The organism is Devosia sp. LC5, from assembly GCF_000735585.1.
Taxonomy (GTDB): domain Bacteria; phylum Pseudomonadota; class Alphaproteobacteria; order Rhizobiales; family Devosiaceae; genus Devosia.
The window spans coordinates 1-26,323 of the sequence record NZ_JNNO01000034.1; the positions used below are offsets into that span (position 1 = coordinate 1).

Consider the following 26,323-nt stretch of genomic DNA (forward strand, 5'->3'; position numbering starts at 1 on the left):
GGCGTGGGGGCACTGGGCATTGTCGATCACGACACAGTCTCGCTCTCCAATCTGCAGCGGCAGGTGATCCACACCACGGCCGGCATCGGCACCGGCAAGGTGGCGAGCGCCGCCGCCTTTGCCATGGCACTCAATCCCCATGCCGGCATCGTGCCCCATGCCGAGCGGCTGGATGCGAGCAATGCCGGCCGGCTGGTCGGCGCCTATGATCTGGTGCTCGACGGCACCGACAACCTGGTCACCCGCCGCCTCGTCGCCGCCGCCGCCGAACGCCTGGGCAAGCCCCTGGTCTCCGGCGCCGTCTCCATGTTCGACGGCCAGGTCACGGTGTTCGCGCCGGGCGGTCCCGGCTTTGCCGCGCTTTACCCCGAGGACGCCAGCGACGATGACCTGCCCTCCTGCGAGGCGACGGGCATATTGGGCCCGCTGACCGGCGTGATCGGCACGTTGATGGCCATGGAAGCCATCAAGCTCATCACCGGCATCGGCACTCCGCTGGTCGGGCGGGTGCTGACCTATGACGGCAAGGAGGCGCGGTTTTCGGAGTTTTCGTATTGAAAGTGGCTCGGTAGTTTAGCGCTACCGATCCCACCACGGTGTCATTCCCGCGAAAGCGGGAACCTCCGTTTACTTGCCCAGTATCGCCAACAGAGGTCCCCGCTTTCGCGGGGATGACATTGTGGGTGGGACGACATTGAGATCCCGACCTCGTCCTTCGACAGGCTCACCATGAGGTCTACTCGGAATATTGCGGTCTAGAAGTAGACCTCATGGTGAGCTTGTCGAACCACGAGGGTCGTGCCCCTAGGCATCAACATGCTTGAACACCAGCGCGGCATTGGTGCCGCCAAAACCGAATGAATTGGACAGCACCACGCCCAGATCCACATCGTCGCGGCGCTGGCGCAGGATGGGCATGTCTTCAAAGGCCGGGTCGAGGTTTTCGATATTGGCGCTGGCGGCGATGAAGCGGTGGCGCATCATCAGGATCGAATAGATCGCTTCATGCACCCCGGTGGCGCCCTGGCTGTGGCCGGTCAGCGATTTGGTGGCCGAAATGGGCGGGCATTTTCCGGCATCGCCGAACACCGCGCGGATCGCCTCGATTTCCTTGAGGTCGCCCACCGGGGTCGAGGTGGCGTGCGGATTGATATAATCCACCTTGGGGCCGACAGTCTTGAGCGCCATCTGCATGCAGCGCGCCGCGCCTTCGCCCGAGGGAGCGACCATGTCGAGACCATCCGAGGTCGCGCCATAGCCGGCCAGTTCCGCCCAGATCCTGGCCCCGCGCGCCCTGGCGTGTTCGTACTCCTCGAGCACCAGAACGCCGGCGCCACCCGAGATGACGAAGCCGTCGCGCGCCACGTCATAGCAGCGCGAGGCCTTTTCCGGCGTGTCGTTGAAATTGGAGCTCATGGCGCCCATGGCGTCGAACAGGTTGGATAGCGTCCAATCGAGATCTTCATGCCCGCCGGCAAACACCACGTCCTGCTTGCCCAGCATGATCTGTTCCATGCCATTGCCGATGCAGTGCTTACTGGTCGCGCAGGCCGCGGTGATGGAATAATTGACGCCCTTGATGCCGAAGGCGGTGGCCAGCGTCGCCGATGCGGTCGAGCCCATGGCCTTGGGCACGGCGAGCGGCCCGATGCGCTTGGGGCTGGTATTCTTGCGGGTGGTGTCGGCGGCCTCGACAATGGTGCGGGTGGAGGAGCCGCCCGAGCCCATGACAATGCCGGTCATGGGGTTGGAAATGTCGCTCTCTTCAAGCCCTGCATCGGCAATGGCCTGCTGCATGGCCAGATAATTCCAGGCCGCGCCGCGGCCCATGAAGCGGGTGACGCGGCGGTCGAGCAATTCGAACGGATCGAGGCGCGGATCGCCCTTGACCTGGCTGCGGAAGCCCAGTTCTGCCTGGTCTTCGGCAAAGACAATGCCGGGCCTGGCGGCTTTCAGGCTCGCCGTAACCTCGTCCAGGCTATTGCCGATCGAGGAAATGATACCCATGCCGGTGACGACAACTCGTCTCATTGCAACCTCGCTCCGTCAAGTTCGGGCGCCCTTGAGCTGGGCGCTTCGTATCGGTTTTCAAGTGGGGCGGATCGTCCGCCCCGGGCATCAGGCGCCCTTCTGGTCCTTGAGCTGGCTATCGCTGAACAGGCCCACCCGCAGGTCCTTGGCCTCATAGATCACCTTGCCGTCGGCCTTGACCCAGCCATCGGCAATGCCCAGGGTCAGACGAGAGCGCATGACGCGCTTGATGTCGATACCGTACTCGACCAATTTGACATCATCGGTCACTTGACCGGTAAACTTAATTTCACCGCCAAGGGCGCGTCCCTTGCCGGGCTGGCCGATCCAGCCGAGGAAAAAGCCGGTCATCTGCCACACGGCATCGAGCCCCAGGCACCCCGGCATCACCGGATCGCCGATGAAATGGCATTTGAAGAACCACAGGTCCGGATTGACGTCGAGTTCGGCGCGCACCTGGCCCTTGCCAAAGGCGCCCCCGGTCTCGTCGATCTGGGTGATGCGGTCGAACATCAGCATGGGCGGGGCCGGCAGGCGGGCATCCATCTGGCCCGGCAATTCGCCACGGCCATGGGCCAAAAGCTCTTCATACCCAAATGCACTCTGCCGATCGGCCATCAAAAGTCCCTCGGTTAACCTTGAGGCACGTCTCGTATAGAGGGCGGAACAGAGGGTCAATAGAGGGGCCATACCGCCTTTGGGCGCAGCATTGCTCCTGCGACGCCTGTGACGCTTGTGCGAAAAAGCCACGATAGCTATAAGGAGCTTAGGTTTTCCGGCCCTTTGGTGAAGTAAAAGGACCCAATGTCAGATCGTACCCAGACCGCCCGGTCCGTTCCCTCGCGCAAGCCCTGCCTCACGGCTGTGTTGCGCATGGCCGGTCTCCGTCCGACCCGGCAGCGCGTGGCGCTGGCCGAATTGCTGTTCGGCGGCCCGCACCGCCATGTCAGCGCCGAGCAATTGCATGACGAGGCGAGCCAATCGCGCGTCAATGTTTCGCTCGCCACCATCTATAATACGCTGCACCAGTTCCATGAAGCGGGCCTGCTGCGCGAAGTGGCGGTGGATGCCTCGCGCTCCTATTTCGACACCGACACCTCCGATCACCATCACTTCTATGTGGAAGACGAGCAGCGGATGATCGATATCCCCGCCAGCTCCGTCGAATTCGCCGCCCTCCCCAACGCCCCCAAGGGTATGAAGGTGAGCCATGTCGACGTGGTGATCCGCGTGCGCAAGGCGCAGTGATTTTTGGCGCCGCCCTCCTCAAGGAGGGCAGCAAATGCCGGTTGCCTCTCTTCCCACAGGGTCATTCCCGCGAAAGCGGGAACCTCTGTTTCTGCGCCTAGAGGCGCCTGGCATCGATTGTCGAACAGGCAGACGCAGTCCCCACAGACACACACCACCTGCGCCCTTCCCTCCATTCATCGTCATCACCCGGCTTGTCCGGGTGATCCATCTCTCAGCGGGTGCGGAGACAATGGATTGCCCGGACAGGCCGGGCAATGACGGCGGCACTTAGCTTGGAATCTAGCACGGCTTGCAACGGAAGCTTGACGCCCCGGCTATCATGAAACATATTAAGTTACATGATAGCCGAAAGCCGCCACAAAACCCCCAACCCCTTCCACGCCAGCAGCGCCTATGCCGAGGGGCCGCCGCGGCAGGTGCCGGGTTTTGCGAGCCTGCACCATATGGTGGCGCTGCTGCTGGCCGAACGGGTGCCGGCAGATGGACGCGTGCTGGTGCTGGGCGCAGGTGGTGGTCTGGAGCTTAAAGCACTGGCCGAGGCGCAGTCGGGCTGGTCCTTCCTGGGCGTTGATCCCTCGGCGGATATGCTGGCCTTGGCCAAACAGGCAATAGAGCCGCATGCCGGCCGCATGCAATTGCACCATGGCTATATCGAGGACGCCCCGGATGGAGCGTTCGACGGAGCCACGTGTCTCCTCACCTTCCATTTCATCCCGCGCGAAGAGCGGCTGGAGACGCTCCGCCAAATCCGCCACCGCCTGAAGCCTGGCGCGCCTCTCCTATTGGCCCATATCAGCTTCCCGCAGGCCGAGCCGGAGCGCAGCCAATGGATCGCCCGCCACGTCGCCTATTCGGCCGCACCGGGGACGGACCCGGTCCAGCTGGCAAGCGCCAGGCAGGCCATCGGCACCCGGCTCACGATTCTCGCGCCCGATGAAGAAGAGGCCATGCTGCGTGAAGCGGGTTTTTCGGGTGTCAGCCTGTTCTATGCCGGGCTCAGTTTCAAAGGCTGGGTGGCCTATGCCGGCTGATTTTGGACGGCTTTGGTATCTCCAAAGCCCGTTGTCCAGTCCCTGTGGGCAGGGAAATCGCCCAAGGCCCGAGTGACAAAGCCCACCTTCATCGCCCATATTGCGCCCGCGACGGAAACAGCCTCAAGGGTGGCCGATGAGCCAAAAGGTCAATCTAAACGCCTATTTCGAGCGAATCGGATTTGCCGGATCGATTGCGCCGAGCCTTGCGACACTGGAATTGCTGCATGAATTGCACCCTGCGGCGATCCCGTTTGAAAATCTGAACCCGCTGCTCGGCCTGCCGGTGGCGCTGGACCAGCAGAGCCTGGAAAAAAAGCTGCTCGGCGAAAAGCGGGGCGGCTATTGCTTTGAACACAATATGCTGTTCAAGCGCATCCTGGCCGAGCTCGATTATGCCGTGCGGGGCCTCGCCGCCAAGGTCCTGTGGAACAATCCGGACGCCGGGGGGCAGCAGCACAGCCACATGCTGCTTGCCGTCGAGATCAACGGCGCCACCTATATTGCCGATGTCGGCTTTGGCGGGCTGACGCCGACCGCCCCGCTGCGCCTGCGCGCCGACGTGGAACAGGCGACCCCGCACCAGACCTATCGCCTGACCGGGGGCGAACCGGAATGGCGGCTTGAGGTCAAGCTGGAGCAAGACTGGCGGCCGCTTTATAGCTTTACGACCCAGGAATGGGCCGACCCCGATTATGAGCCGCTCAACGCCGTCATCGCGGGTGATCCGGCTTCGCCCTTCACCAGGCAATTGCGGGTGGCGCTCTCGCCCAAGGGACAGCGCATCAAGCTCCTGAACAATCGCCTGACAATCGAGCCGCTCGAGGGCGAGCCCGAGCAAAGGCTGCTGGCCAGCGTCGCCGAATTGCGCGACGTGCTGAGCGTCACCTTCGGCCTTGGCCTGCCGGTGGCAGACCTGCTCGACCCCAGGCTCGAAGTCATCCTGGCCGATGCCGGCGTGGCGGAGGTCTAGATGGCCCCGGTCGTCGTCGATCCCGACCGCGTCAAGGAATTTGCCGATTTCGATGCCTTCTATGCTTGGCTCAAAGCCAATCACGACAGTGCAGAAGAAGTCTGGATCCGCATTTTCAAGAAGGCCAGCGGCCGGGCCACCATCACGCCGGCCGAGGCGATCGACGCGGTGCTGTGCTGGGGCTGGATCGATGCCATCCGCAAGAGCTGGGACGATGTCTCCTTCGTGCAGCGCTATTGCCCGCGCCGGGGCAAAAGCGTGTGGAGCCAGATCAATCGCGACAATGTCGCCCGCATGATCGCCGCGGGAAAGATGACCGGGCATGGCCTGGCCCAGGTCGAAAAAGCCAAGGCCGATGGGCGCTGGGACGCTGCCTATAAGCAGAGCATGGAGCCGCCCGCCGACCTGCTGGCCGCCATCGCCGCCAGCCCCAAGGCGCAGGCGGCCTATGAGACCTTGTCGGCGCAAAACCGTTTCGCGCTGACTTTCCGCACCCACAATATGAAAACCCCGGCCGGCCGCGCCAAAAAGATTGCCGATAGTGTGGCCATGCTGGAGCGGGGCGAGACCATCCATCCGCAAAAGGCCAAGCCGTGAGCCGCCACGTGGCCCTGCTGCGCGGCGTCAATCTGGGCAAAAGGCAGGTCAAATCAGCCGAATTGATCGCCGTCTTCGAGGCCATGGGCTTTGCCAATGTCAAAACCCTGCTCGCCAGCGGCAATGTGCTGTTCGATGGCGCGGCGCCCGAACGCGGCAAGATCGAAACCGCGCTGCAACGCCATTTCGGCTTCGAGATCGGCACCGTGCTGCGCACGCAGGCGCAGATGCGCGCATTGGTGGCCCGCGATCCGTTCCAGGGGCGCCTCGAGAATACCGATACCAAGCTCTACGTCACCTTTCTCGCCGAGCCCGATGCCCGCACCCTGCCCATGCCCTGCGGCATTCCGGGCGATTTCGAGGTGGTGGAGCTGACCGAGCGGGAAGTGTTCATGCTGGCGTTTCGCCTGCCCAACGGGCGGTTCGGGCTGGGCATGGAACAGGTGGGCAAACATTTCGGGACCAAGCGGCTCTGGACCTCGCGCAATTTCAATACCGTGCTAAAAGCCGCCGCATGACGCGCCAGGGAGGCTTTCTATGATCACCGTTTTCGGCTCGACCAATCTGGATCAGGTCGGCACTGTCAGCCGCTTGCCCAAGCCGGGCGAGACCGTGGCGGGCGGCACCTTCTCGATGGCGGCGGGCGGCAAGGGGGCTAATCAGGCCCTGGCGGCGCGCCGCGCTGGCGCCGATGTCCGGCATTTTTCGGCGGTGGGTGCCGATGCCTTTGCCGAAATGGCGCTCGAACTGCTCAAGGCGGATGGCGTCGATCTCAGCGACCTCAAGATTTCCAGCGGCCCCACCGGCATTGCCATGATCTTTGTCGATGGCCATGGCGAAAACGTCATCGCCGTATTGCCCGGCGCCAATGGCACGCTGACCCCATCCGATGCCGAAAAAGCCCTTGCCGGATTGGGTGTCGGCGCCGTGCTATTGCTGCAGCAGGAAATCCCGCAGGCCGCGACCGAACGGGCGCTGGACCTGGCGCGGGCGCAGAATGTCACCTCCATTCTCAATACGGCCCCCTTTCTCGACAGCACGCGGGCCATTGCGCCCAAGGCCTCGATCCTGGTCGCCAACGAGACCGAATTCGGCCTGCTGACCGGCACGGGGATCGAGCAACTCGATGCTGCCATGCTGGAATGGTCGACCAAGCATGACCAGACGGTGATCGTCACGCTTGGCCCCGATGGCGCCAAGGCCGCGACCAGGACAGGGCTGATCCATGTGCCGGCCATGCCGGTCAAGCCGGTGGACACGGTGGGCGCCGGCGACACCTTCTGCGGCTATCTCGCCGCCGGCCTCGATAGCGGTCTCGACCTGGAAGCCGCGATGAGGCGCGCGGCGGTGGCCGCGAGCCTGGCCTGCCTCAAGCCCGGCGCACAGCCGGCCATCCCCTATGCCAGGGACGTCGTGGCGGCGCTGGGTTAACCCACCGCACCTCCCCCAACCACCGGCTCTCCCTCGGGCTCGACCCGAGGGCCATCCTCCACACGGCGCGCATCCAGAGTGGTCCTCGGGTCAAGCCCGAGGAAGATGCGGTGGGTGGTGAGGCATCACACTGCGCCAACGGCGTGGGCGGTTGAACCACCGGGCCAAAAGACCAAAACAAAAAAGGCAGGCCCCCTTGGGACCTGCCTTTTTGCATTAGCTTGGCGTAGCGCTCACTTGGGCGCCAGCACCATGACCATCTGGCGGCCTTCGGAGCGGGGCTGGCTTTCGACCTTGGCCACCGGCTCCATCATGTCCTTGACCTTGATCAATAGCTGCATGCCCAGTTCCTGGTGCGCCATTTCGCGGCCCCGGAAGCGCATGGTCACCTTGACCCGGTCGCCATCGTCGAGGAAGCGCTGGACGGCCTTCATCTTGGTCTCGTAGTCATGCGTGTCGATATTGGGACGCAGCTGGACTTCCTTGACCTCGATCACCTTCTGCTTCTTGCGTGCCTCGGCAGCTTTTTTCTGCGCGGCATATTTGAAGCGGCCAAGATCGAGCATCTTGGCGACGGGCGGATTGGCATTGGGAGAAATCAGGACCAGGTCAAGACCCTGTTCCTGCGCCTCTGCAAGAGCCGCACGGGTGTTGACGATCCCGCGGTTCTCACCCTCGGCATCGATAAGCTGGACGTCGGGGCTGGCAATATCCTCGTTCGAGAGCGGCCCATCTTTCTGGGGCGCGACGGGTCTCATGGGACGGCGAATGGCAGGGATCCTTGTATTGTTAAGCCAGGTGGTGAAATCGGCCATAAAATCGTGTTAGCGGGAACATAAGTCAACTGGCAAACGGGGTATATTGCGCCCTGTTGCGTCGTTGAAACGCTTCCGCCCAGTCAATCGCAGAGTACCGGCTCTATGTCCACCATCAACGCTTTCTCCCTTCCGCTCGCCTCGGGCGCCGACCGCCGCGATATCGCGGTCGAACAGCGCCCCGGAACAGGTCCAGGCCTGTTCTGGCTGGGTGGTTTCCGCTCGGACATGACGGGATCCAAAGCGATGGCGCTCGATAGCCTGGGCGCACAAAAGGGCCTTTGCGTGACGCGATTCGATTATTCGGGCCATGGCGCCTCGGGCGGGAATTTCGACCACGGCACGATCAGCCGCTGGCTCGAAGAGGCCGAAGCGGTCTTTGCCACCACCCATGGGCCGCAGATCATTATCGGCTCCTCCATGGGCGGCTGGCTGGCCCTGCTGCTGGTGCGCGCCCTGTGGCGGCGCGGCGGCAATCGCTGCACGGGCCTGGTGCTGATCGCCCCCGCCGTGGACATGACCCGCGAATTGATGCTGCCCGGCTTTACCCCGGCCGAGCATGAAAGCCTGCAGAACAATGGCCATATCGACCAGCCCAGCCAATATTCCGACACTCCCTACCGCATCACCCGCGCGCTGATCGAAGACGGCGAAAGGCATCTGCTGTTCGGCAGCGTGATCGAAACCGGCTGCCCGGTGACCATCCTGCAGGGCGGGCAGGACCCTGACGTGCCCCAGGCCCAGGCGATAAAGCTCGTCACCCATATCCTGCACGACCCGGTGACGCTGACACTGATTCCGGATGGGGACCATCGGCTGAGCCGGGACGAGGATTTGGCACGGCTCAAGGATGCAGTGATGCATCTGGTGGAGGGGATCTAGGGAAGCCGAGCCCGTAGGCTACCTGAAGCTCTCCTCCCCACCGCTCTCCCTCGGGCTTGACCCGAGGGCCACTCGCCGCTTGCGCCGGGTTAGGAAAGGCCCTCGGATCAAGTCCGAGGGAGATGCGGTGGGTCAGACGGTATGGCGGCCCTTCCAACCCACAGACGACAAAAGCTACCGCGTCTGCAGCTTGCTCTTCTGCATCCCGTCCGGCCCAAAATTGTCCGGGCTTAGCCAGCGCTCATATTCGGCGCGCAGGGCCGGCCATTCATCGTCGATCATGGAATACCAATCCGTGTCGCGGCTCTGGCCCTTGAAGATACGGTCTTTGCGAAACCGCCCCTCATATTGAAAGCCGAAGCGCTCGGCTGCGGCCTTGGAGGGCAGGTTGAGCGCGTTGCATTTCCATTCGAAGCGCCGATAGCCCAGATCGTCGAAGGCGTGGCGGGCGAACAGGAACAGCGCCTCGGTGGCCACCCGCGTACGCGCCATGGTCGGGCCCCAATAGACGCCACCGATTTCGATGGAGGCATGTTCGGGAAAAATCCGCATCCAGCCTTGCTGACCCTGCGCCTTGCCGCTCGCCTTGTCGATGACGGCGACATAGCGCTCCGGCCCGGCATTGGTCTCGACGATCCGCGCTTCCTGTTCCGCCAGGGTCTGCGGCGGATAGCTGAACAGCCAGTGATAGCGCTCAGCGCCACCGGGCATCGTGGCCACGGCAAAAAGATCGGCCGCATGGCGCTGGTCCAGCGGTTCGAGCCTGGCGTAGCGGCCTTCAAGCACAATGCGTTCGGGCGCGGATTTGGCGGGCTGAGGCGCGCTCATGGTTGTTCACTCTCCAGAATTGCGGCAAGGCCGGTGCGATAATTGGGGTAGAGCAGCTCGATCCCCAAGGCCCGTTTGATCGCGGCGTTGGAGACGCGCTTGTTGTCGGCGTAAAAGCTGCGCTGCATGGGGGTGAGGTCGGCCGTGTCGAAATCGATCGCGGGCGGCGGCGCCATGCCGAGCAGCTTGGCGGCGTGGGTCACCAGGTCCTGGGGGGCGGCGGGTTCGTCATCGGCCAGGTTGAACGTGCCATCAAGGCGCTGCTGGGCAGCCAGCGCGGTGACCCGGCCGATATCGGCGACATGGATGCGGTTGAACACCTGGCCGGGCTTGACGATGCGATGCGCACTGCCGTCGCGCAGCTTGTCGAAGGCTGAGCGGCCGGGGCCATAGATACCGGCCAGCCGCAGAATGGTCAGTGGCACGCCGCGCTCGGCGGCATAATCGCGCCAGGCCTGTTCGGCGAGGACGCGGCGATCGCTGCGCTCGTTGCGCGGCACCAGCGGGGCGCTTTCATCGATCCAGTTGCCGCCGAAATCCCCATAGACCCCCACCGTGGAATAATAGCACAGCCATTGCAGGTTCTTTGCCGCATCCAGATCGGCGCGGTGTTGCAGCAGCGCCGGATCGCCCGCCGCGCCCGGCGCGATGGAAAGGATGACATTGCTGGCCCGCCGCAGGTCCGGTCCCAATGTGGGGCCCGGCCCGGTACCGTCGAAAAGATGCACCTGGCTGGTGATCGAAGCAAGGGCAGCGGCTTTTTCGGGCGTGCGGACGGTGCCCGAAATGCTAGCCTTTGGTTCACCCGCGGCCAGGAAAAGCGCCGCGGCTCTGGATGAGAAGCCAAGGCCGAAAAAGAAGACGTTCACCAGATATCCCCGGTCCATTCATCGCATACGCTCTTGTCGCTTTCGCCGGGCAAATAGTCCAGCCGCAAGCGCTCGCTCCGCTCCGGATCGAGTTTGCGCAGCGCCCAGATCGCAGCCCCGCGCACCAGCGGGTCCTCGGCGCCAAGCCGGGCCTCGGCCAGGGGCAAGAGCGACAGGTCGCCCGAATTGCCGATGGCGATCAATACGTTACGCAGGAACCGGGCATGCCCGATCCGCTTGACGGGCGAGCCGGCAAACAGGGTCCGGAACCGGGCATCGTCAAGCTGCACGAGATCGGCCAGAGCCGGGCGTTCCAGCTCTTCCCGCGCCCGCAGCCTGGCCTCGCGGCTGACGCTGGCAAATTTGTTCCAGGGGCAGACGGCCAGGCAATCATCGCACCCATAGATGCGGTTGCCCATGGGCACCCGGAACTCCACCGGAATAGGGCCTTTGTGCTCGACCGAGAGATAGGCCAGGCACCGCCGCGAATCGAGCTGGAACGGGGCGGGAAACGCCTTGGTCGGGCAGATATCGAGGCATCGCGTGCACGAGCCGCAGCTTTCTTCATGCGGCTTATCCCCGGGCAGCTCCGCCGAGGTGAAAATAGCCCCCAGAAACAGCCAGGAGCCAAATTCGCGACTGACCAGAACCGTATGCTTGCCCTGCCAGCCCAGGCCCGCCGCCTCGGCCAAGGGCTTTTCCATGACTGGAGCCGTATCGACAAACACTTTCACATCCGCCCCGGCCCGCCGGGCCAGCAGGCCCGCAAGCTCCTTGAGCTTGCCCTTGATCAGCTCATGATAATCGCGATTGCGCGCATAGACCGAGATGGAGCCGAGCGATTTTTCACCCAGAATAGCCAGCGGATCGCTTTGCGGCCCGTAATTGACGCCGAGCAGAATGATCGAGCGCACTTCTGGCCACAATTCGCTGGGGCTGGCGCGACGGGTGGCGGTTTCCGCCATCCAGTCCATATTCCCATGCCAGCCGGCCTCCAGCGCCGCCTGCAGCTTTTCGGGCAGGTCAGGCCGTGCGCTGGCCGGGGCAATGCCAAAGCTGTCAAAGCCCAACGCCGTGGCGCGGGCGCGCAACTCGGCGACGAGTTTGTCAGTGCTGGCAGGTGTTGCTGCGTCGGCCATCATCATCCGGGTCATTCCCGCGAAAGCGGGAACCCCTGTTTAATGGGGTAAGACGACGCCTGCAAACGGAGGTTCCCGCTTTCGCGGGAATGACACCGTGGATTGGCTTCAGAAATCGAGATCCGCATAGCCCTTTTGCGGGGGCATGGAGACGACGCGGTCGTTGAGCAGGGTGCGGAAGGCCGGGCGGGATTTGATGCGGGAATACCAGTCGCGGGTTTCCCCCGCCTTGCCCCAATCGATATCGCCCAGATAATCGAGCGTGGACAGATGCGCCGCCAAGGCAAAATCGGCCAGGGTCATGATGTCACCGGCCAGCCACGAACGGGTGGCGAACAGCCAGTTGAAATAGAGCATATGCTCATTCAGGTTCGCCTTGGCCACGCGCAGCACGGCGGGGTCGGGCGTGCCGCCGCGCTGGTCGCGCTTGAAGATTTTCTCCTCGAGCACATAGCGGGTCACTTCGTCGTTGAGCTTGAAGATGACCCATTCGATCAACCGCCACATTTCGGCGCGCGACCCCGGATCGGGTGGGATCAGCCCGGCCACCACGGCGGGGGTATAGAGATCTTCGATAGTGTGGATATTGGCCAGGATGCCAATCACCGCAATGTCATCTTCCCCCATGAAGATAGGCAGCGTGGCGGCCGGATTGAGTTCGAGCAATTCGGGCGTGCGCAGCCAGGGCTTGATCTCTTCCATATCGAGCGGAACGCCATATTCGGCGCACATCAGACGGATAATGCGGGAAGACGGATCCAGGGGATGATGGAGCAAGGTCGGCATGGCAATTGCGCTCTTGTTGTTTGGAGCCCACGTCCCGCCGCAGCTTGGCGCATGACGCGAACAGCGCTAGAGCTTTGGCAAGGGAGAGGCCCGTCGGAATGACTTAGGAGATCAAATGAACGTCGATCAAGGTCTTTTTGTGCCGCTGATCCTTGGAATCCTCGAAGGCCTTACTGAATTCCTGCCCGTCAGCTCTACCGGCCATCTGCTATTGGCCGGTCATTTTTTTGGATTGAGCCAGCCGGCCACTTTCATCGTGCTGATCCAGCTCGGTGCGATCCTGGCTGTGATCACCGTCTATTTTGCCAAACTGGGGCTGCTGATCCGCGACGCGCTGATGGGCAAGGCCTATGCCTGGCGCTTCGCCATTGCGGTCATCCTGGCCTGTTTGCCGGCCATTATCGTGGGCGTGCTGGGGCGCGAATATATCCAGCAGGTGATCTACGAATCCCCGCTCGTCATCTGCATTAGCCTGCTCATCGGCGGCATTGTCCTGCTGATCGTCGACCGTATGCCCAAGCAGGAAAAATACGACGATATCTACCAGTTTCCCTGGCATCTGGCGCTGGTTGTCGGCCTGTTCCAGATGCTCAGCCTCATTCCCGGCGTGTCACGCTCGGGCTCGACCGTGGTGGGCGCCATGCTGTTTGGCGCGACCAAGCGGAGTGCGGCCGAATTCACCTTCTTCATCGCCCTGCCCATCATGGTAGGCGCCTTCGGCTATGACCTCTACAAGAGCCGCGAGCTGATCGACATGAGCCTGGGGCTCAATATCGCCATCGGCTTTGCCGCCTCATTCGTCGTGGGCACGATCGTGGTGAAATACCTGCTGGGCTTTGTCAGCAAGCACGGCTTTGCCCCCTTCGCCTGGTGGCGCATTGTTGTGGGTGCCGCGGGCCTGGTGGCGATCCTGGCTTTCGGGCGGTAGAGGCACGATCTGGGCCCCTCTCACAGGGGAGGGCTATCGTATATGGCCGGATCTCACCTCGCCCCTCAGGGGAGAGGTCGACGGCGCAGCCGGCGGGTGAGGGGTGCGATGCTGCAAAAATACGAGATATTCCAGCATGGCACCCCTCACCCTAGCTCTGCCAGGTCGCTTTGCTCCCGGCGCCGCTACCCTCTCCCCTGAGGGGCGAGGGGACGATGGACGCTATCCATCGGTCCATATGCGACAGCCTTGCCCCTTACCGCGTCGAGGGATCGACGCCCTTATAGGTGGCGGGAATGGAGAAGAAGGCGCGCGGAATCTGCACGTCTTTTTCCACATCATAGAGCGAGAAGGTCAGTTCCGCTCCGCTGGGCTCCACCAGGCTCCATTGCGCCAGATCGAAGGTGGTGGTGTCGAAAATCAGCGACACCTGCACGGTGCCGGCCACGGTCTGGTCGACCACGGTGATCGATATATAGCCGTCCGAATTGGTGACATTGACCACATTGGCGCTGAGCAGGTCGATCTGGTCGCCGAGGAACTGGCGCAGCGGGATCGTGTCCTGCGGATAGGCGTAATAGGTCTCGTCCTTGCGGTTGAGCACGTAGAAGCCACGGCCCACCGAGACGATTTCCTCGCGGCTGGGCGGGTTGTAGCGAAAGCGCACCTTGTCGGGGCGCTCGAGGAAGAACGTGCCCTCGGTGCGTCCGCCATTGGTGTCGATCTGCAGGAACCGGCCCGCCATGGAGCGGATCGCCGAATTGTGCTGGTTGATATTGGCAATCAGCTGCTGCTCCTCGGCACTCAGCGCTCGATCGAGCGCCAAGGCGGGCAGGCTCAGGGCAAGAGCGGTGGACAGACCGAGCAGCAGGGCATCGCGGCGAATCATGAAAATCTCTGTTCCTGGCTGAAGTCGAGGTGACCCTAACCTAGAAAACAATTGCGGCAACAGCTGGAAGGTTGCATTCACGGAGCGTTCATCCACGATGCCATGCGGACGCACCGGGAGAGATGGAATGCTGCGCTTGTCGATTGTCTTGGGGTTTGCGGCGATGACCGCCTTGCCTGCTCTGGCGGCGCTGCCGCCGCAATACCAGCGGCAAAAGGAATTGCAGGCGATCATTGCCGATGCAGCGGTTGTCGATGCTTTCGGGTTCGAGGGCATTGGCGCCGTGGAATTCGTCGCGCCCGATCTCTATCGGGTGACCGGCGGGAAATGCACGCTCGAGGTCAAAATCGTCGATGTACCCAACAGGCACGGCGAAGGCTGGGCCGGGCCACGCGAATTTGCGCTCGAACTGGGCGAACCGGTCTGCAAGTAATCCGGCCCGGCTAATCGCCCAGTTCACCGCGCGCCTTCTTGCCACGGGCGATCTCGGTGGCGAGCGCATCGAGCTTATGCGGCCAGAAGACGCGGAAGCGCTCGAGCCAATCATCGATCCCACGCAGCGGGGACGCATCGAGCACATAGACGCGGCGCGTGCCTTCGGGACGCACCTGCGCGAAACCGGCCTCGCGCAGCACCTTGAGATGCTGGCTGACACCGGCCTGGGAAATGCCGAATTCGCTGGCGATTACCGCCACCACCTCACCGGAGGCATGTTCGCGCTCCGCCAGCAGTTCAAGAATACGGCGGCGCACCGGATCGCCAAGAACGTCGAAAGCGTGCATCAGCCACCCATGGGCGCTTCGCCCGAATAGAAGGCACGGGTGGCCTCGGCGGCTTTGAGCGCATGCTCGCGATCCTCGCCCGCCGCAATGGCCGCACGGCCCCAATCGTCGCTGGCGGCGCGGACCAGGCTCTTGGCTTCGTCCGACACTTCCCAGCCGCCCAGGCCTTCGGCCCGCACATCCGCGCCAGGCCGCTCGAGATGGGCGGCGAGGCCCAGAAAGCTCAAATCCCAACCAACACCCACCGCGCCCGGGCCAAACTGGTCCCAATGCGGGCTGATCTGGGCGATATGCTCGAGTTCGAGCCTGGTGCCGGCTCCGTCCGGCGTCAGCGTCAGATTGACCCAACTGGTAAAGCCGCCGAATTCCCAGGTCAGGGCCATGGATTTTTCCGGCTCGCAGGCGGTGACCGTGCCGCTGGCATTGCCCTCGACATGATAGCGGCCGCCCAATTCGAGATCGCCCGTCACCGGCGCAAACCAGCGCTTGAGCCGCTCGGGCTGGGTCAGGGCATCCCAGAGATCGGCGGGCGAGGTTGGGTAGACGCGCGCGGCAATGACGGCCTTGGCGGGCTGGCCATCTTTTTCCAGATTGCGGACTTCGCGGACCATGGCGCCCAGATGGGCGGCAATGTCGAAAGCCATGGGTCTCTCCTCTATTTCAGTCTGAACTTATATAAGCATAGACTGAAATAGAGTCGAGTCTTTGTTCGCGCGGTGCCTATCACAGGCACCGGCTTCTCCCTCGGGCTTGACCCGAGGGTCGCTCCCAATACGGCACAAGCGGCAAAAGGCCCTCGGATCAAGTCCGAGGGAGCCCCGGTGGGTGGGATGGCTAGGAACGACGGGGCACTATCGGATGAGAGGTGCTCTCAATACCCGTCGGCATTGTTCCCGACCAGGATCTCGCGCTTGCCGGCATGGTTGGCCTGGCTGATGACGCCTTCGCGTTCCATGCGTTCGATCAGGGTCGCCGCCTTGTTATAGCCGATGGCGAGACGCCGCTGGATATAGGAGGTGGAGGCCTTCTTGTCGGATAGAACGATATGGACGGCCTTGTCGTAGAGCTCGTCGCCCGAGCCGGCATAGTCATCGCCGCCACCATCGCTGTCACCGCCGAATTCGCCGCCTTCTTCGTCATCGGCGGTGATGGAATCGAGATAATCCGGCGTGCCCTGGCTCTTGAGATGGGCGACCACGGCTTCCACTTCGGCATCTGACACGAACGGGCCATGCAGGCGCTTGGTGCGGCCGCCGCTGGCCATATAGAGCATGTCGCCATTGCCCAGCAGCTGTTCGGCGCCCTGCTCGCCCAGAATGGTGCGCGAATCGATCTTGGACGTGACCATGAACGAGATACGCGTGGGGAAATTGGCCTTGATCGTGCCGGTGATGACGTCGACCGAGGGACGCTGGGTGGCGGTGATGATGTGGATGCCGGCGGCGCGGGCCATCTGGGCCAGACGCTGGATGGCGCCTTCAATGTCCTTGCCGGCCACCATCATCAGATCGGCCATTTCGTCGACGATCACCACGATATAGGGCAGCACTTCGAGGTTGAATTCCTCGCTCTCGAAGATCGCTTCGCCGGTTTCGCGGTCAAAGCCGGTCTGCACCGTGCGGGTGATGGTCTTGCCTTCGGCGGCGGCTTCGCTGACGCGCTGGTTGAAGCCATCGATATTGCGGACACCGATCTTGCTCATCTTGCGATAGCGATCTTCCATCTCGCGCACGGCCCATTTGAGCGCCACGACCGCCTTGTTGGGGTCGGTAACGACGGGGGTCAGCAGATGCGGAATGCCGTCATAGATGCTCAGTTCAAGCATCTTGGGATCGATCATGATCATGCGGCACTGCTCGGGCGTCATCTGGTAGAGCAGGCTGAGAATGAAGGTATTGATACCCACCGACTTACCCGAGCCGGTGGTGCCGGCAATGAGCAGATGGGGCATGCGCGCCAGATCGGCGATGACAGGCTCGCCGCCAATGGTCTTGCCCAGGCATATGGGCAGCTTCCCCTTCATCTTCTCGAAGTCGGAGCTGGCCAGCATTTCGCGGAAATAAACGGTTTCGCGATTCTGGTTGGGCAGCTCGATACCAATGGCATTGCGGCCCGGCACCACGGCAACGCGGGCGGAAATGGCGCTCATCGAGCGGGCGATATCGTCGGCCAGCGAGATGACGCGGCTCGATTTGATGCCCGGTGCAGGCTCGAGTTCGAACAGCGTCACGACTGGGCCGGGGCGGACATTGATGATGTCGCCCTTGACGCCGAAATCTTCCAGCACGCCTTCGAGCTGGCGGGCCATTTCCTCCAGCCGCTCGGGCGCATGCTCGGGCGAGGGGCCCTTGTGGCGCGGCTCGGCCAATAGGCTCAGCGGGGGCAGTTCAAACCCACCGGGCTCGTCAAGGAACGAGCTTTGCGCTTCGCGCGCCATGCGACTGCCCGGCACGGGACGCGGCGCGGGCGCGGTGACGCGCGGCTTGGTCGGATCTGCCGGATGGAAGCGCGAATCCCCCTGCTGGCGGTGGCTGACCACCGAAGGCGGCAGCGGCGCATCGGGCACGAAGGGAATGGAATCGTCATCCGGCTCGTCGGGATAATCGATGGCGGTATCGTCATAGCTGGGCCGCGCATTGATGCGGGGCGAGATATCGCCGGGCGCAGCAAAGCCCGGCTCGACTTGTGGAGCACTGGGCGAATGGATGCGGCGCTGCGGAGCGTCAAAGGACGGCTCATCGCGTGGCGACACAACAGGGGCGCGGCCATCAAGGCTGGGCTCGAGATCGTCATCGCGCCAGGGCGCGGCATCGGCAGCACGCTTTTCGGCATGGCTGGCACGGGCACGGCGGAAGGCGGTGCGCAGCGAATAGCCCATATGGACCATGGCGCCCAGGGCAATGTCGACGATCGGGTTGGTTTCCGGCTCGTCATCGGCTTCGGCCGGGGCGGCAGCGGATTTACGGCCACCAGCGGCGGCTTGCGCCTTGCTGGGTGCGGTGGAAACCGTGCTCCCAAGACCCATGCCGATCCAGAACAGCGCCAAAGCGGGGGCCGAGATGATGATGGCGAACAGCGCCGAAGTCACCGCCTGCGGCTGGGCGCCGGTGATCATGGTGGCAAGAGTCATGAAGCCGGTGCCGAGCAGACCGCCCAGCCCCGTGGGCAGCGGCCAGGTCTCGGGCATGGCAACGAAGGAGAAGACGCCGGTGGCCAGGATCGTGGCACCCAGCCAGCCGATCAGGCGCAGGCCCATATGGGTGGGCACGCGGCGGCGCACCATGGCCCAGCCCCATAGCGCGGGCGGCACCATCAGCACCAGGGCGCCCAGGCCCAGGGTCTGGAACAGGATGTCGGCAATGGCCGAGCCGGGAAAGCCCAGCCAATTGGCGGCCGGCTTGCTCGTGGCATAGGAAAAGCTGGGATCATCCACCGACCAGGAGGCGAGCGCGGCGAGGCAGATCGCCACGAGCCCCAGCAGCACGAAGCCGACCAGTCGCATGGGAATGCGAATCGACAAAGCGGGCGGCGGCGCCGGCATGGCTTTGGCCCCGCTGCGCGTACCGCGCTGGGGCAGGGACCGGATTTCGTCGAGCACTGGTGCGGGATGGCTGGGCATGGAGCAAACTCAATACTGCCCGGAATTGACCGGGCCCAATTGAGCTCATGCTAGCGGGACCGGGTTAACCCAAGGCTAACCATGGGGGCCGGGAGGATATTTGCTGAGGTGGGAGCGGGCGGTGGGTCTCCCACCTACCGCTCTCCACCTATCACCGGTGCTCCCCCACCCACGGTTCTCCCTCGGGCTTGACCCGAGGGCCACTCTCAGCCCGGCACACGTGGCGAGAGGCCCTCGGGTCAAGCCCGAGGGAGAACCGGTGGGTGGGATGGATAGTAGATTGAGGAGGATGCGGGCAAGAAACCCAAGAAAAGGCCCGCCACGGGGGGGCGGGCCAGGTCGCCGCAATCGTCCAGGGAGGAAGAACGAAGGGGAAGCAATTGATCGTGGTGTGCAGCCCGTGCAGTTTGCGAGTGGGAAGCCTCTGTGGCGGGCCAAGAGGGACACGAGCCGCACGCCGCGATCAATCTTTTGGTCACTAAAGATGCCCGGCGGCGGAGGACGCCGCCGGGTGAAGTCGCAATTTACGAGTTGTAGGCGCGCTCGCCGTGGCTCGACAGATCCAGGCCATCGCTTTCGCTCGATTCGGAGACGCGGGCGCCACCGAAGATTGCCTTGACGATCAGCATGGCGACCAGGGCCACGACACCGGACCAGACAACGGCGATGATCACGCCAGTGAGCTGGACCATGAACTGGGCGCCCATTTCATAGCCGTCCAGCGGGTAGCCGCCGAAGCCGGGATTAGCGACGATGGCGGTGCCCAGGGCGCCGACAATGCCGCCCACGCCATGGATGCCGAACACATCCAGGCTATCGTCATACTTGAGCATCGGCTTGAGGTTGACGACCGCCCACAGGCAGACGAAACCGGCAACCGCGCCCAGCACGATGGCGCCGCCGACACCGGCAAAACCGGCAGCGGGGGTGATCGCCACGAGACCGGCAACGGCACCCGAGACCGCACCCAGGGCCGAAGCATGGCCACGGGTGACCTTTTCGCCGATAGCCCAGGCCAGAGCCGCAGCGGCCGGAGCCAGCACGGTATTGATCAGGGCAACGGCGGTCAGCGCATTGGCTTCCAGATTGGAGCCGGCATTGAAGCCGAACCAGCCGAACCACAGCAGGCCGGCACCGATATAGGTGAGAACCAGATTGTGCGGAGCGATCGGCTCCTTCATGTAGCCCAGGCGCGGCCCGAGCACGATGGCGGCGACGAGCGCGGCCACACCGGAATTGATATGAACCACGGTGCCGCCGGCAAAGTCATAGGCGCCCATGCCGAACAGCAGGCCGGGGCCCGACCAGACCATGTGGGCCATCGGGATATAGGAGAAGGTGAACCAGATGGCCAGGAACGCCATCAGCGCGCCGAACTTCATGCGTTCGGCAATGCCGCCGACGATGAGGGTCGAGGTGATGCAGGCAAAGGTCATCTGGAAGACCACGAAGACCATTTCGGGCAGTTCGAACCCGGCCGAGAAGGTCGCGGCGGTGGATTCAAGCGTCACGCCCGAGAGGAAGAATTTGGAGAAGTCACCGACGAAAGCCGACAGGCCTCCTTCGGTCGGGCCGGCAAAAGCCAGCGAGTAGCCATAGGCGACCCACAGAATGGCGATCATCGAGAAGCCGAGGAACACCTGGGTCAAAACGGAGAGGATATTCTTGGCGCGCACCAGACCGCCATAGAACAGGGCCAGGCCCGGAATGGTCATGACGATGACGACCATGGTGGACACCAGCATCCAGGCCACGTCGCCCTTGTCGACGACGGCGGTGACTTCAGCAGCCGCCTCGGCCGCCGGAGCGGCAGCGTCCTGCGCAAATGCCGGCAGCGCCAGCAGCAGGGAGGCGATTGCAGCGCTCCCCAAAACTTTTGACATCTTCATCTTGTTGTTCTCCCGATGACGCTTAGAGGGCAGAAGCGCCGGTTTCACCGGTGCGGATACGGGTGACGGCCAGAAGATCGAGTACGAAGATCTTGCCATCGCCGATACGGCCGGTCTGGGCACTGTCGCGGATGGCCGTGGACACGGCATCGGCTAGGGCGTCATCAACGGCGATTTCAACTTTGAGCTTGGGCAGGAAGTGCACGGCATATTCGGTGCCGCGATAGATTTCCGAATGCCCCTTCTGGCGGCCGTAACCCTTCACCTCGGTCACGGTCATGCCGTGGACGTCGAGCGAGTTGAGAGCCTGGCGAACCTCTTCGAGGCGTGATGGCTTGATAATTGCAATCACCAGTTTCATGTGAGCCCCTTTGCGACTTGGCGCTGGTCTGGAATGCCCAACTAGACTCAAGCGCCGTGCCAACTCCGAATGGCGCGAAAATCATCAGCAAAAACAATGTATTAGTAATTCATAAAGGATTCACAACACCGCGGCCGTTGCGAAATGCACAAAAAATGTGCAAAACGGCAGCGAATTGGGCAAAATTACGGCAAGGCTGCCGCGACCTTCGGCCTCTTGCGCCTTATGCGTGCAGGCGCTCAATAAGGGAAAGGAGAACTGACATGGCCAGCGCTGCACAAACCCATGACGTGCTGATTGTCGGCGGCGGCCCGGTGGGGCTGACGCTGGCGCTTGCCCTGGTGCAATCGGCGCGCGGCATCCGCGTCGGGCTGGTTGATCGGCGGCCCCTCTCGGTGCCGCGCGACAATCGCGCCTCGGCCATCGCTGCTGGCGTGCGACGTGTGTTCGAGGCCCTGGGCGTATGGCCCGCCATGGCCGCCCAATCGCAGCCGATTACCGCCATGCGGATTACCGATTCGGGCGTGGGCGATATTTCTCGGCCATTGTTCCTCAGCTTTGAGGGCGATGTGGCGCCGGGCGAGCCCTTTGCCCATATGGTGCCCAATCGCATCAGCGGGCAGGTGCTGCTCGATGCGGTCGGCGCGCAGATCGAAGTGATCGCGCCGGCCGAGATTGCCTCGTGGCAGAGCGACACCCGTTCCGCCCGGCTGGTGCTGGCCGATGGTCGCGTGCTGGCGGCGCCCCTGGTGGTGGCGGCCGACGGCGGGCAATCGGCGCTGCGGCAGATGGCGGGCATTGGCGTCGTCGAGCATGATTACCGCCAGACGGGGCTGGTCACCACGATCAGCCATGAATTACCCCATGACGGGGTCGCCTATGAGCATTTCCGGCCCGCCGGCCCCTTTGCCAGCCTGCCGCTCACGGGCAATCGCTCCTCATTGGTCTGGACCGAGTCCAGCGCCGACGCGCCGCGCTTTCTCGGCATGGACAAGGCGTCATTGGCGCTCGAAATCGAGGCGGTGATGGGCTCGACGCTGGGCGCGGTGACGGTAGAAGAGGATCTGGCGGGCTTTCCGCTCCGCATGCGTATCGCCCGCGATTTCGTCGCGCCACGGCTGGCTCTGGTGGGCGACGCCGCCCATGTCGTGCATCCGATCGCCGGGCAGGGGCTCAATCTGGGGCTCAAGGACGTGGCGGCTTTGGCCGAAGTGGTGATCGAGGCCGTCCGGCTGGGGCTCGATCATGGCAGCGACGACGTGCTGGCGCGCTACCAAAGCTGGCGCCGGCTCGATACCTCGGCCATGGCCATGGTGACCGACGGGATGAACCGGCTGTTTTCTAATGATGCCGCGCCAGTGCGGGCCGTGCGGGATTTCGGCCTGGGCCTGGTCGACCGCGCCGGCCCCATCAAGGCCGCCATGATCCGCACCGCGGCGGGTGTCTCGGGCAATGGACCAAAACTGCTGAGCGGGCTGCCGATCTAGTTTTGGCCCCGCGTCAGCGTCTTGATCTCATCGGGCTCGACGCTGCGTGCTTCATCCAGGCTCAATAGCGGCACGCCCTTGTTGATGGGGAAGGCCAGGCGCGCGGCGACCGAGATCAGCTCGGTATGGTCCCCCGACAGGATCAGCCGCGTCTTGGTCAGCGGGCAGACCAGCATTTCAAGCGTCCGCACATCCAGCACATGGCGGGGATCGACGCCGGAAGGCATCAGTTGAGCGGGGGGCGGTCATTGCCGCCACGCGCCATTTCATATTCGGTCATGGCGATCAGGGTTTCGGCGCGCTGCTCCAGCGTCTGGGCTTCCAGCAGCACCTGTTTTTCGGCGGCGCCATAGGGGGAGACCATGCAGCAGAAATTGACGAGGTCAGCCGTGCCGGTGCGCTCGATCTCTTCGAAATTGAGGTCGATATTGGCGAATTCGGCATAGTCGCGCATCATCTTGATGAAGCGCTCGCGATCCACCGCGTCCTCCCCGAAATCGCGGGTGAAATCCATGGCAAAGTCCTCGGCTGCTATCACCGCCTGCCGATAGGGCGTCATCACCGTCAATTCATGGGCGAGGCGGAAGCGGGTGACGCCTTCCAGAATGATGAAATACCGCCCCTCCCCGCTTTCCTCGAAATGGGTGATCCGGCCGAGGCACCCGATCTGCTGCAGCGGACTGCGGCCGCGCGGGCTTTCCTCGGACGTATCCTCGGGCTGGATCAGCCCGATCAGCCGGTCGCCGCGCAGGGCCGCATCCACCATCTCGATATAGCGCGGCTCAAAGATATTGAGTGGACGATGCGAAAAGGGCAGCAGCAGCGCCCCGGTCAAGGGAAAGACCGGGACGGATTTGGGCAGCTCGGCAGCAGAAGTCGGTCGCTTGGGCATGAGGTCTCCGGCTCAGGAAAATAGCGCAGCCGACAGCAGCCGGCGGCCCTTGAGCGTGGCGGGGTCCTTGGGGCCCCAGGCTTCAAAGAATTCGAGCAGCTTCTTGCGCGCGCCGTCCTCGTTCCAGGTGCGGTCGCGCTTGAAGATAGCAACCAGCGCCTCGGCCGCCTCGACGCGTTTGCCTTCGGCATTGAGTACCACGGCTAGGTCGAAACGGGCCTGGTGGTCATCCGGGTTGGCGGCAAGAGCGGCTTCCAGCGCCGAGGTTTCCGACAATTCGGCCGCTTCGTCGAGCAGGCGGATGGAATTGGCAAGGCTGGTATAGACTTCGCCCTTGCGCTCGGCCTCGGGCACCATGTCGAGCGTTGCCTTGGCCTGCGCGGTTTCGCCGGCCGCGAGGTAAACCTTGGTGAGGCCGATCAGCGCCACGGCGTGGTCGGGCACATGCTGGGTCACCATGCCGAAAATCTGCGCGGCGCGGCCCAGATCGCCAGCAGCCAGCGCCTCCTCGGCGGCAGCAAGAGCCTCGGTGATCTGGGCTTCCATCGAGCCTTCGGCTGGCGCGGGCTCGGGCGCAGCGGCAATCACCTTGTCGGCAAAGCGGCGCACTTCGCCCTCGGGCATGGCGCCCATAAAGCCATCGACCGGGCGGCCACCCGAGAAAGCAAAGACGGCGGGAATCGATTGAATGCCAAGCTGGCCGGCAATCTGGGGGTTTTCGTCGATATTGATCTTGATCAGGCGGATCTTGCCGACCTTTTCATTGACCACTTTTTCCAGCGCCGGAGTCAACTGGCGGCAAGGGCCGCACCAGGGCGCCCAGAAATCGACCAGCACGGGCGTATCGAGCGAAGCATCGATCACATCGGCCTTGAAAGCCTGATCGGTCGAATCCTTGATCAGCGCGCCGGCGGGCGCAGCAGCGGGAGAAGTCGGTGTTGCAACGTTAAACGGAGTGGACATCGGCGTGACGGGCCCTTGGCGTTTTTCGATTTTTGGGTCGGTTCCGGGCTCTTCTTGCGCCCGCAAACCGGGGTGTGACAAGCCCTTCTATCCACAAGGCGACCGGAAGATGACGAAGCGGTCAAAATGTGGGTTGCAATCAGGCAGGTGATTGGGCATATAGGCGCGCATCGGGGCACTGCCAAGGCGGTGACGACGATATGGAGTGCGGGTGTAGCTCAGGGGTAGAGCATAACCTTGCCAAGGTTAGGGTCGTGGGTTCGAATCCCATCGCCCGCTCCAAATACCAAAGTCCGGCATGGCTTTGGTGACAAAGGGTCCTTCGGGACCCTTTTTGTTTTTCCGGGTTTGTTTCTGAGCTCGGCGTTTTTCCAGCAACCGAAACGGGCGCCGATAGTTCTCCTGCCGGCAGGACAGGGAGACTTGCGCCATGGCACATGTACGCTACGAGGTCGTCGAGCATGACGGCGGCTTTGCCTATAAGGTGGGGGATGTGTTTTCGGAGAGCTTTCCGACCCATCGTGCGGCTTTGGACGCGGCCATCGCCGCCGCCGACCGGCAACAGGCCGCCGGGCAGACCCAGGCGATCGGTTATCAGGATGCAGAAGGGCGCTGGCACGAAGAGCTGGCCCGCGGCGATGACCGGCCCCAGACCGAAGTCGAAGACGACCTGATCGAGCCGGTCGGGCGCCGCCCGCGGCGCTAGCCAATTCCCGTATCAAGAAACGCCATCAATTCCTTGGCGGCGGCGCTGCCGGCGCGATTGGCGCCGATGGTGGAGGCCGAGGGGCCGTAGCCGACCAGATGGATGCGCTTGTCGCGTTCCACTTGCGTGGCCAGCCGCCCGCTCATGACGATGCCGCCCGAGGGCTCGCGCAATTGCAGCGGCGCCAGATGATCGAGCGCACTGCGAAAACCGGTGCACCACAAAATGACATCGACATCCAGAATGCGGCCATCGGCCCAGCGCACACCGCTGGCCGTAATCTCGTCGAACATGGGCTGGCGGTCCAATACGCCGCGGGCCCGCGCCGCTTCGATGGCCGGGGTGACGGGCAGGCCCGTGACCGACACCACCGAACCCGGCGGCAGTCCCTGGCGCACGCGCTCTTCCACCAGCGCCACCGCGGCGCGGCCGGCATCCTGATCAAAAGGACCGGTCCGAAAGCGCGGCGGCGTGCGGGTAACCCAACTGGTCTGCGTAACCTGTGAGATTTCATCAAGCAGCTGGATAGCGGAAATACCCCCGCCGACCAGCAGTACATGCTGGCCGACAAAATCCTGGGCGGTTTTATAGTCGCGGGTATGCAATTGGCGCCCGGCGAAGAGATCGGCGCCGGGATATTCGGGAATGAACGGTTTTTCCCAGGTGCCGGTGGCATTGATCAGCCCTTCGGCGGAAAACACACCGCGATCGCTCTCGATGCGCAGCCTTGCGCCCCGGTCGCAGACCACGCTGACCGAGGCGGGGCGCAGCACATTGAGGCCGAAGCGCTCTTCGTAAGCCGCAAAATAGCGCGGCACGGCCACCGCGGCCTGCACCGAATCGTCGCCCCCCGCCAGTTCGGCAAAGGACAGGCCCGGCAGGTCATGCACACGATTGACGGTGCTCAGCGTCAGCGAGGGCCAGCGATATTGCCAGGCGCCACCTGGCGCGGGGGCCTGGTCGAGCACGATGAAATCGCGGCCGGGGGTGAGGCCCATTTGCCTGAGGTGATAGGCCGAGGACAGGCCCGCTTGTCCTGCGCCAATCACGACGACGCGGGTTTTAAGCGCAACGCGCAGGGCAGGGGATGGATCTGACAAAGGCGGGCTCCCGGGGAGAGCCCATATTTAGGGGCGCCAGGCGATGGGAGCAAGCATGGTGGCTTCGCACGCTT

At 63.4% G+C, this 26,323-nt stretch carries 29 protein-coding genes and 1 tRNA gene; 13 read left to right on the forward strand and 17 right to left on the reverse strand.

Annotated features, from left to right (window positions below; translation table 11 throughout):
• A partial coding sequence (locus FF80_RS14560; protein ID WP_035101931.1) for a ThiF family adenylyltransferase occupies positions 1-558 on the forward strand: 558 nt, incomplete at its 5' end.
• A gap of 246 nt (positions 559-804) precedes the next feature.
• Here FF80_RS14560 and fabB read toward each other — a convergent pair.
• Positions 805-2,031 carry a beta-ketoacyl-ACP synthase I gene (gene fabB, locus FF80_RS14565; protein WP_081917458.1) on the reverse strand — a complete coding sequence of 409 codons (1,227 nt, stop codon included), beginning with the start codon at positions 2,029-2,031 and terminating at the stop codon, positions 805-807.
• Positions 2,032-2,118: 87 nt separating this feature from the next.
• The gene (gene fabA / locus FF80_RS14570; protein WP_035101939.1) at positions 2,119-2,649 is read right to left on the reverse strand and encodes a 3-hydroxyacyl-[acyl-carrier-protein] dehydratase FabA; all 531 of its coding nucleotides are present in this window, start codon (positions 2,647-2,649) and stop codon (positions 2,119-2,121) included.
• 186 nt (positions 2,650-2,835) lie between these two features.
• Between fabA and irrA the strand changes: the two genes are divergently transcribed.
• The 6 genes from irrA to FF80_RS14600 all read left to right on the forward strand — a co-directional run bounded on the left by irrA (position 2,836) and on the right by FF80_RS14600 (position 7,314).
• Entirely contained in the window at positions 2,836-3,279 is a 444-nt protein-coding gene (gene irrA, locus FF80_RS14575) for an iron response transcriptional regulator IrrA (protein WP_035101942.1), read from the forward strand.
• Positions 3,280-3,620: 341 nt separating this feature from the next.
• On the forward strand, positions 3,621-4,313 hold the full coding sequence (locus FF80_RS14580) for a class I SAM-dependent methyltransferase (RefSeq protein ID WP_035101945.1): 693 nt from the start codon (positions 3,621-3,623) through the stop codon (positions 4,311-4,313).
• Between the two features lie 136 nt (positions 4,314-4,449).
• The gene (locus FF80_RS14585) at positions 4,450-5,286 is read left to right on the forward strand and encodes an arylamine N-acetyltransferase (RefSeq protein ID WP_035101947.1); all 837 of its coding nucleotides are present in this window, start codon (positions 4,450-4,452) and stop codon (positions 5,284-5,286) included.
• Positions 5,287-5,883: a YdeI/OmpD-associated family protein gene (locus FF80_RS14590; RefSeq protein ID WP_035101949.1), complete on the forward strand. Its 597-nt coding sequence runs from the start codon at positions 5,287-5,289 to the stop codon at positions 5,881-5,883.
• Positions 5,880-6,401: a DUF1697 domain-containing protein gene (locus FF80_RS21055; RefSeq protein WP_052153614.1), complete on the forward strand. Its 522-nt coding sequence runs from the start codon at positions 5,880-5,882 to the stop codon at positions 6,399-6,401. The genes FF80_RS14590 and FF80_RS21055 overlap by 4 nt, the downstream gene beginning before the upstream one ends.
• Positions 6,402-6,420: 19 nt before the next feature.
• Complete coding sequence (locus tag FF80_RS14600) at positions 6,421-7,314, forward strand: ribokinase (RefSeq protein ID WP_035101952.1); 894 nt, start codon at positions 6,421-6,423, stop codon at positions 7,312-7,314.
• 233 nt (positions 7,315-7,547) lie between these two features.
• Here FF80_RS14600 and infC read toward each other — a convergent pair whose 3' ends face one another.
• Positions 7,548-8,084, reverse strand: coding sequence for a translation initiation factor IF-3 (gene infC / locus FF80_RS14605; RefSeq protein ID WP_200877219.1), 537 nt, complete (start codon positions 8,082-8,084; stop codon positions 7,548-7,550).
• A 150-nt stretch (positions 8,085-8,234) separates the two neighbouring features.
• Between infC and FF80_RS14610 the strand changes: the two genes are divergently transcribed.
• Entirely contained in the window at positions 8,235-9,011 is a 777-nt protein-coding gene (locus FF80_RS14610) for an alpha/beta hydrolase (protein WP_035101956.1), read from the forward strand.
• 174 nt (positions 9,012-9,185) lie between these two features.
• Here FF80_RS14610 and FF80_RS14615 read toward each other — a convergent pair whose 3' ends face one another.
• From FF80_RS14615 to FF80_RS14630, 4 genes are all read right to left on the reverse strand, one after another.
• Positions 9,186-9,839 carry a GNAT family protein gene (locus FF80_RS14615; protein ID WP_035101959.1) on the reverse strand — a complete coding sequence of 218 codons (654 nt, stop codon included), beginning with the start codon at positions 9,837-9,839 and terminating at the stop codon, positions 9,186-9,188.
• On the reverse strand, positions 9,836-10,708 hold the full coding sequence (locus FF80_RS14620; RefSeq protein ID WP_052153651.1) for an SDR family oxidoreductase: 873 nt from the start codon (positions 10,706-10,708) through the stop codon (positions 9,836-9,838). The genes FF80_RS14615 and FF80_RS14620 overlap by 4 nt, the downstream gene beginning before the upstream one ends.
• Positions 10,705-11,847: a tRNA epoxyqueuosine(34) reductase QueG gene (gene queG, locus FF80_RS14625; protein WP_035102311.1), complete on the reverse strand. Its 1,143-nt coding sequence runs from the start codon at positions 11,845-11,847 to the stop codon at positions 10,705-10,707. Before queG ends, FF80_RS14620 begins: the two co-directional genes overlap by 4 nt.
• Before the next feature lie 108 nt (positions 11,848-11,955).
• Positions 11,956-12,633: a glutathione S-transferase family protein gene (locus FF80_RS14630; RefSeq protein ID WP_035101965.1), complete on the reverse strand. Its 678-nt coding sequence runs from the start codon at positions 12,631-12,633 to the stop codon at positions 11,956-11,958.
• A gap of 115 nt (positions 12,634-12,748) precedes the next feature.
• Here FF80_RS14630 and FF80_RS14635 point away from each other — a divergent pair, with 115 nt between their 5' ends.
• On the forward strand, positions 12,749-13,561 hold the full coding sequence (locus FF80_RS14635; RefSeq protein ID WP_035101967.1) for an undecaprenyl-diphosphate phosphatase: 813 nt from the start codon (positions 12,749-12,751) through the stop codon (positions 13,559-13,561).
• Positions 13,562-13,817: 256 nt separating this feature from the next.
• Here FF80_RS14635 and FF80_RS14640 read toward each other — a convergent pair whose 3' ends face one another.
• Entirely contained in the window at positions 13,818-14,450 is a 633-nt protein-coding gene (locus tag FF80_RS14640; protein WP_035101970.1) for an outer-membrane lipoprotein carrier protein LolA, read from the reverse strand.
• Positions 14,451-14,577: 127 nt separating this feature from the next.
• On the opposite strand from FF80_RS14640, the gene FF80_RS21945 reads away from it, so the two are divergent.
• Positions 14,578-14,883: a hypothetical protein gene (locus FF80_RS21945; protein WP_035101973.1), complete on the forward strand. Its 306-nt coding sequence runs from the start codon at positions 14,578-14,580 to the stop codon at positions 14,881-14,883.
• A 10-nt stretch (positions 14,884-14,893) separates the two neighbouring features.
• Here the strand turns inward: FF80_RS21945 and FF80_RS14650 are convergent, their stop codons facing one another.
• The 5 genes from FF80_RS14650 to FF80_RS14670 form a co-directional block, all read right to left on the reverse strand.
• On the reverse strand, positions 14,894-15,232 hold the full coding sequence (locus tag FF80_RS14650; protein ID WP_035101977.1) for a metalloregulator ArsR/SmtB family transcription factor: 339 nt from the start codon (positions 15,230-15,232) through the stop codon (positions 14,894-14,896).
• Entirely contained in the window at positions 15,232-15,876 is a 645-nt protein-coding gene (locus FF80_RS14655) for an SRPBCC family protein (protein ID WP_035101980.1), read from the reverse strand. Before FF80_RS14655 ends, FF80_RS14650 begins: the two co-directional genes overlap by 1 nt.
• A gap of 227 nt (positions 15,877-16,103) precedes the next feature.
• Positions 16,104-18,851 (reverse strand): DNA translocase FtsK, encoded by a 2,748-nt coding sequence (locus FF80_RS14660; RefSeq protein WP_052153616.1) that lies wholly within the window; start codon positions 18,849-18,851, stop codon positions 16,104-16,106.
• Positions 18,852-19,375: 524 nt separating this feature from the next.
• On the reverse strand, positions 19,376-20,740 hold the full coding sequence (locus FF80_RS14665) for an ammonium transporter (protein WP_035101984.1): 1,365 nt from the start codon (positions 20,738-20,740) through the stop codon (positions 19,376-19,378).
• A 22-nt stretch (positions 20,741-20,762) separates the two neighbouring features.
• Complete coding sequence (locus FF80_RS14670; protein ID WP_035101987.1) at positions 20,763-21,101, reverse strand: P-II family nitrogen regulator; 339 nt, start codon at positions 21,099-21,101, stop codon at positions 20,763-20,765.
• Between the two features lie 263 nt (positions 21,102-21,364).
• Between FF80_RS14670 and FF80_RS14675 the strand changes: the two genes are divergently transcribed.
• On the forward strand, positions 21,365-22,588 hold the full coding sequence (locus FF80_RS14675) for an FAD-dependent monooxygenase (RefSeq protein ID WP_035101990.1): 1,224 nt from the start codon (positions 21,365-21,367) through the stop codon (positions 22,586-22,588).
• Here FF80_RS14675 and FF80_RS14680 read toward each other — a convergent pair.
• Genes FF80_RS14680 through FF80_RS14690 form a run of 3 tightly spaced genes read right to left on the reverse strand, consistent with a single transcriptional unit; the run spans position 22,585 to position 24,443 of the window.
• Entirely contained in the window at positions 22,585-22,815 is a 231-nt protein-coding gene (locus tag FF80_RS14680) for a Trm112 family protein (protein ID WP_200877212.1), read from the reverse strand. The two genes, FF80_RS14675 and FF80_RS14680, sit on opposite strands and share 4 nt — an antisense overlap.
• Positions 22,815-23,480, reverse strand: a complete 666-nt coding sequence (locus FF80_RS14685; RefSeq protein ID WP_035101993.1) for an LON peptidase substrate-binding domain-containing protein — start codon at positions 23,478-23,480, stop codon at positions 22,815-22,817. The genes FF80_RS14680 and FF80_RS14685 overlap by 1 nt, the downstream gene beginning before the upstream one ends.
• Positions 23,481-23,492: 12 nt before the next feature.
• Positions 23,493-24,443 (reverse strand): co-chaperone YbbN, encoded by a 951-nt coding sequence (locus FF80_RS14690; RefSeq protein ID WP_035101996.1) that lies wholly within the window; start codon positions 24,441-24,443, stop codon positions 23,493-23,495.
• A 207-nt stretch (positions 24,444-24,650) separates the two neighbouring features.
• Here FF80_RS14690 and FF80_RS14695 point away from each other — a divergent pair.
• Together FF80_RS14695 and FF80_RS14700 are read left to right on the forward strand one after the other, a co-directional pair.
• Positions 24,651-24,725 (forward strand) — tRNA-Gly (locus FF80_RS14695).
• Positions 24,726-24,873: 148 nt separating this feature from the next.
• The gene (locus FF80_RS14700; protein ID WP_052153617.1) at positions 24,874-25,149 is read left to right on the forward strand and encodes a hypothetical protein; all 276 of its coding nucleotides are present in this window, start codon (positions 24,874-24,876) and stop codon (positions 25,147-25,149) included.
• On the opposite strand, the gene FF80_RS14705 is transcribed toward FF80_RS14700, so the two are convergent.
• On the reverse strand, positions 25,146-26,249 hold the full coding sequence (locus tag FF80_RS14705) for an NAD(P)-binding domain-containing protein (RefSeq protein WP_244445785.1): 1,104 nt from the start codon (positions 26,247-26,249) through the stop codon (positions 25,146-25,148). The two genes, FF80_RS14700 and FF80_RS14705, sit on opposite strands and share 4 nt — an antisense overlap.
• Positions 26,250-26,323: the final 74 nt, after the last annotated feature.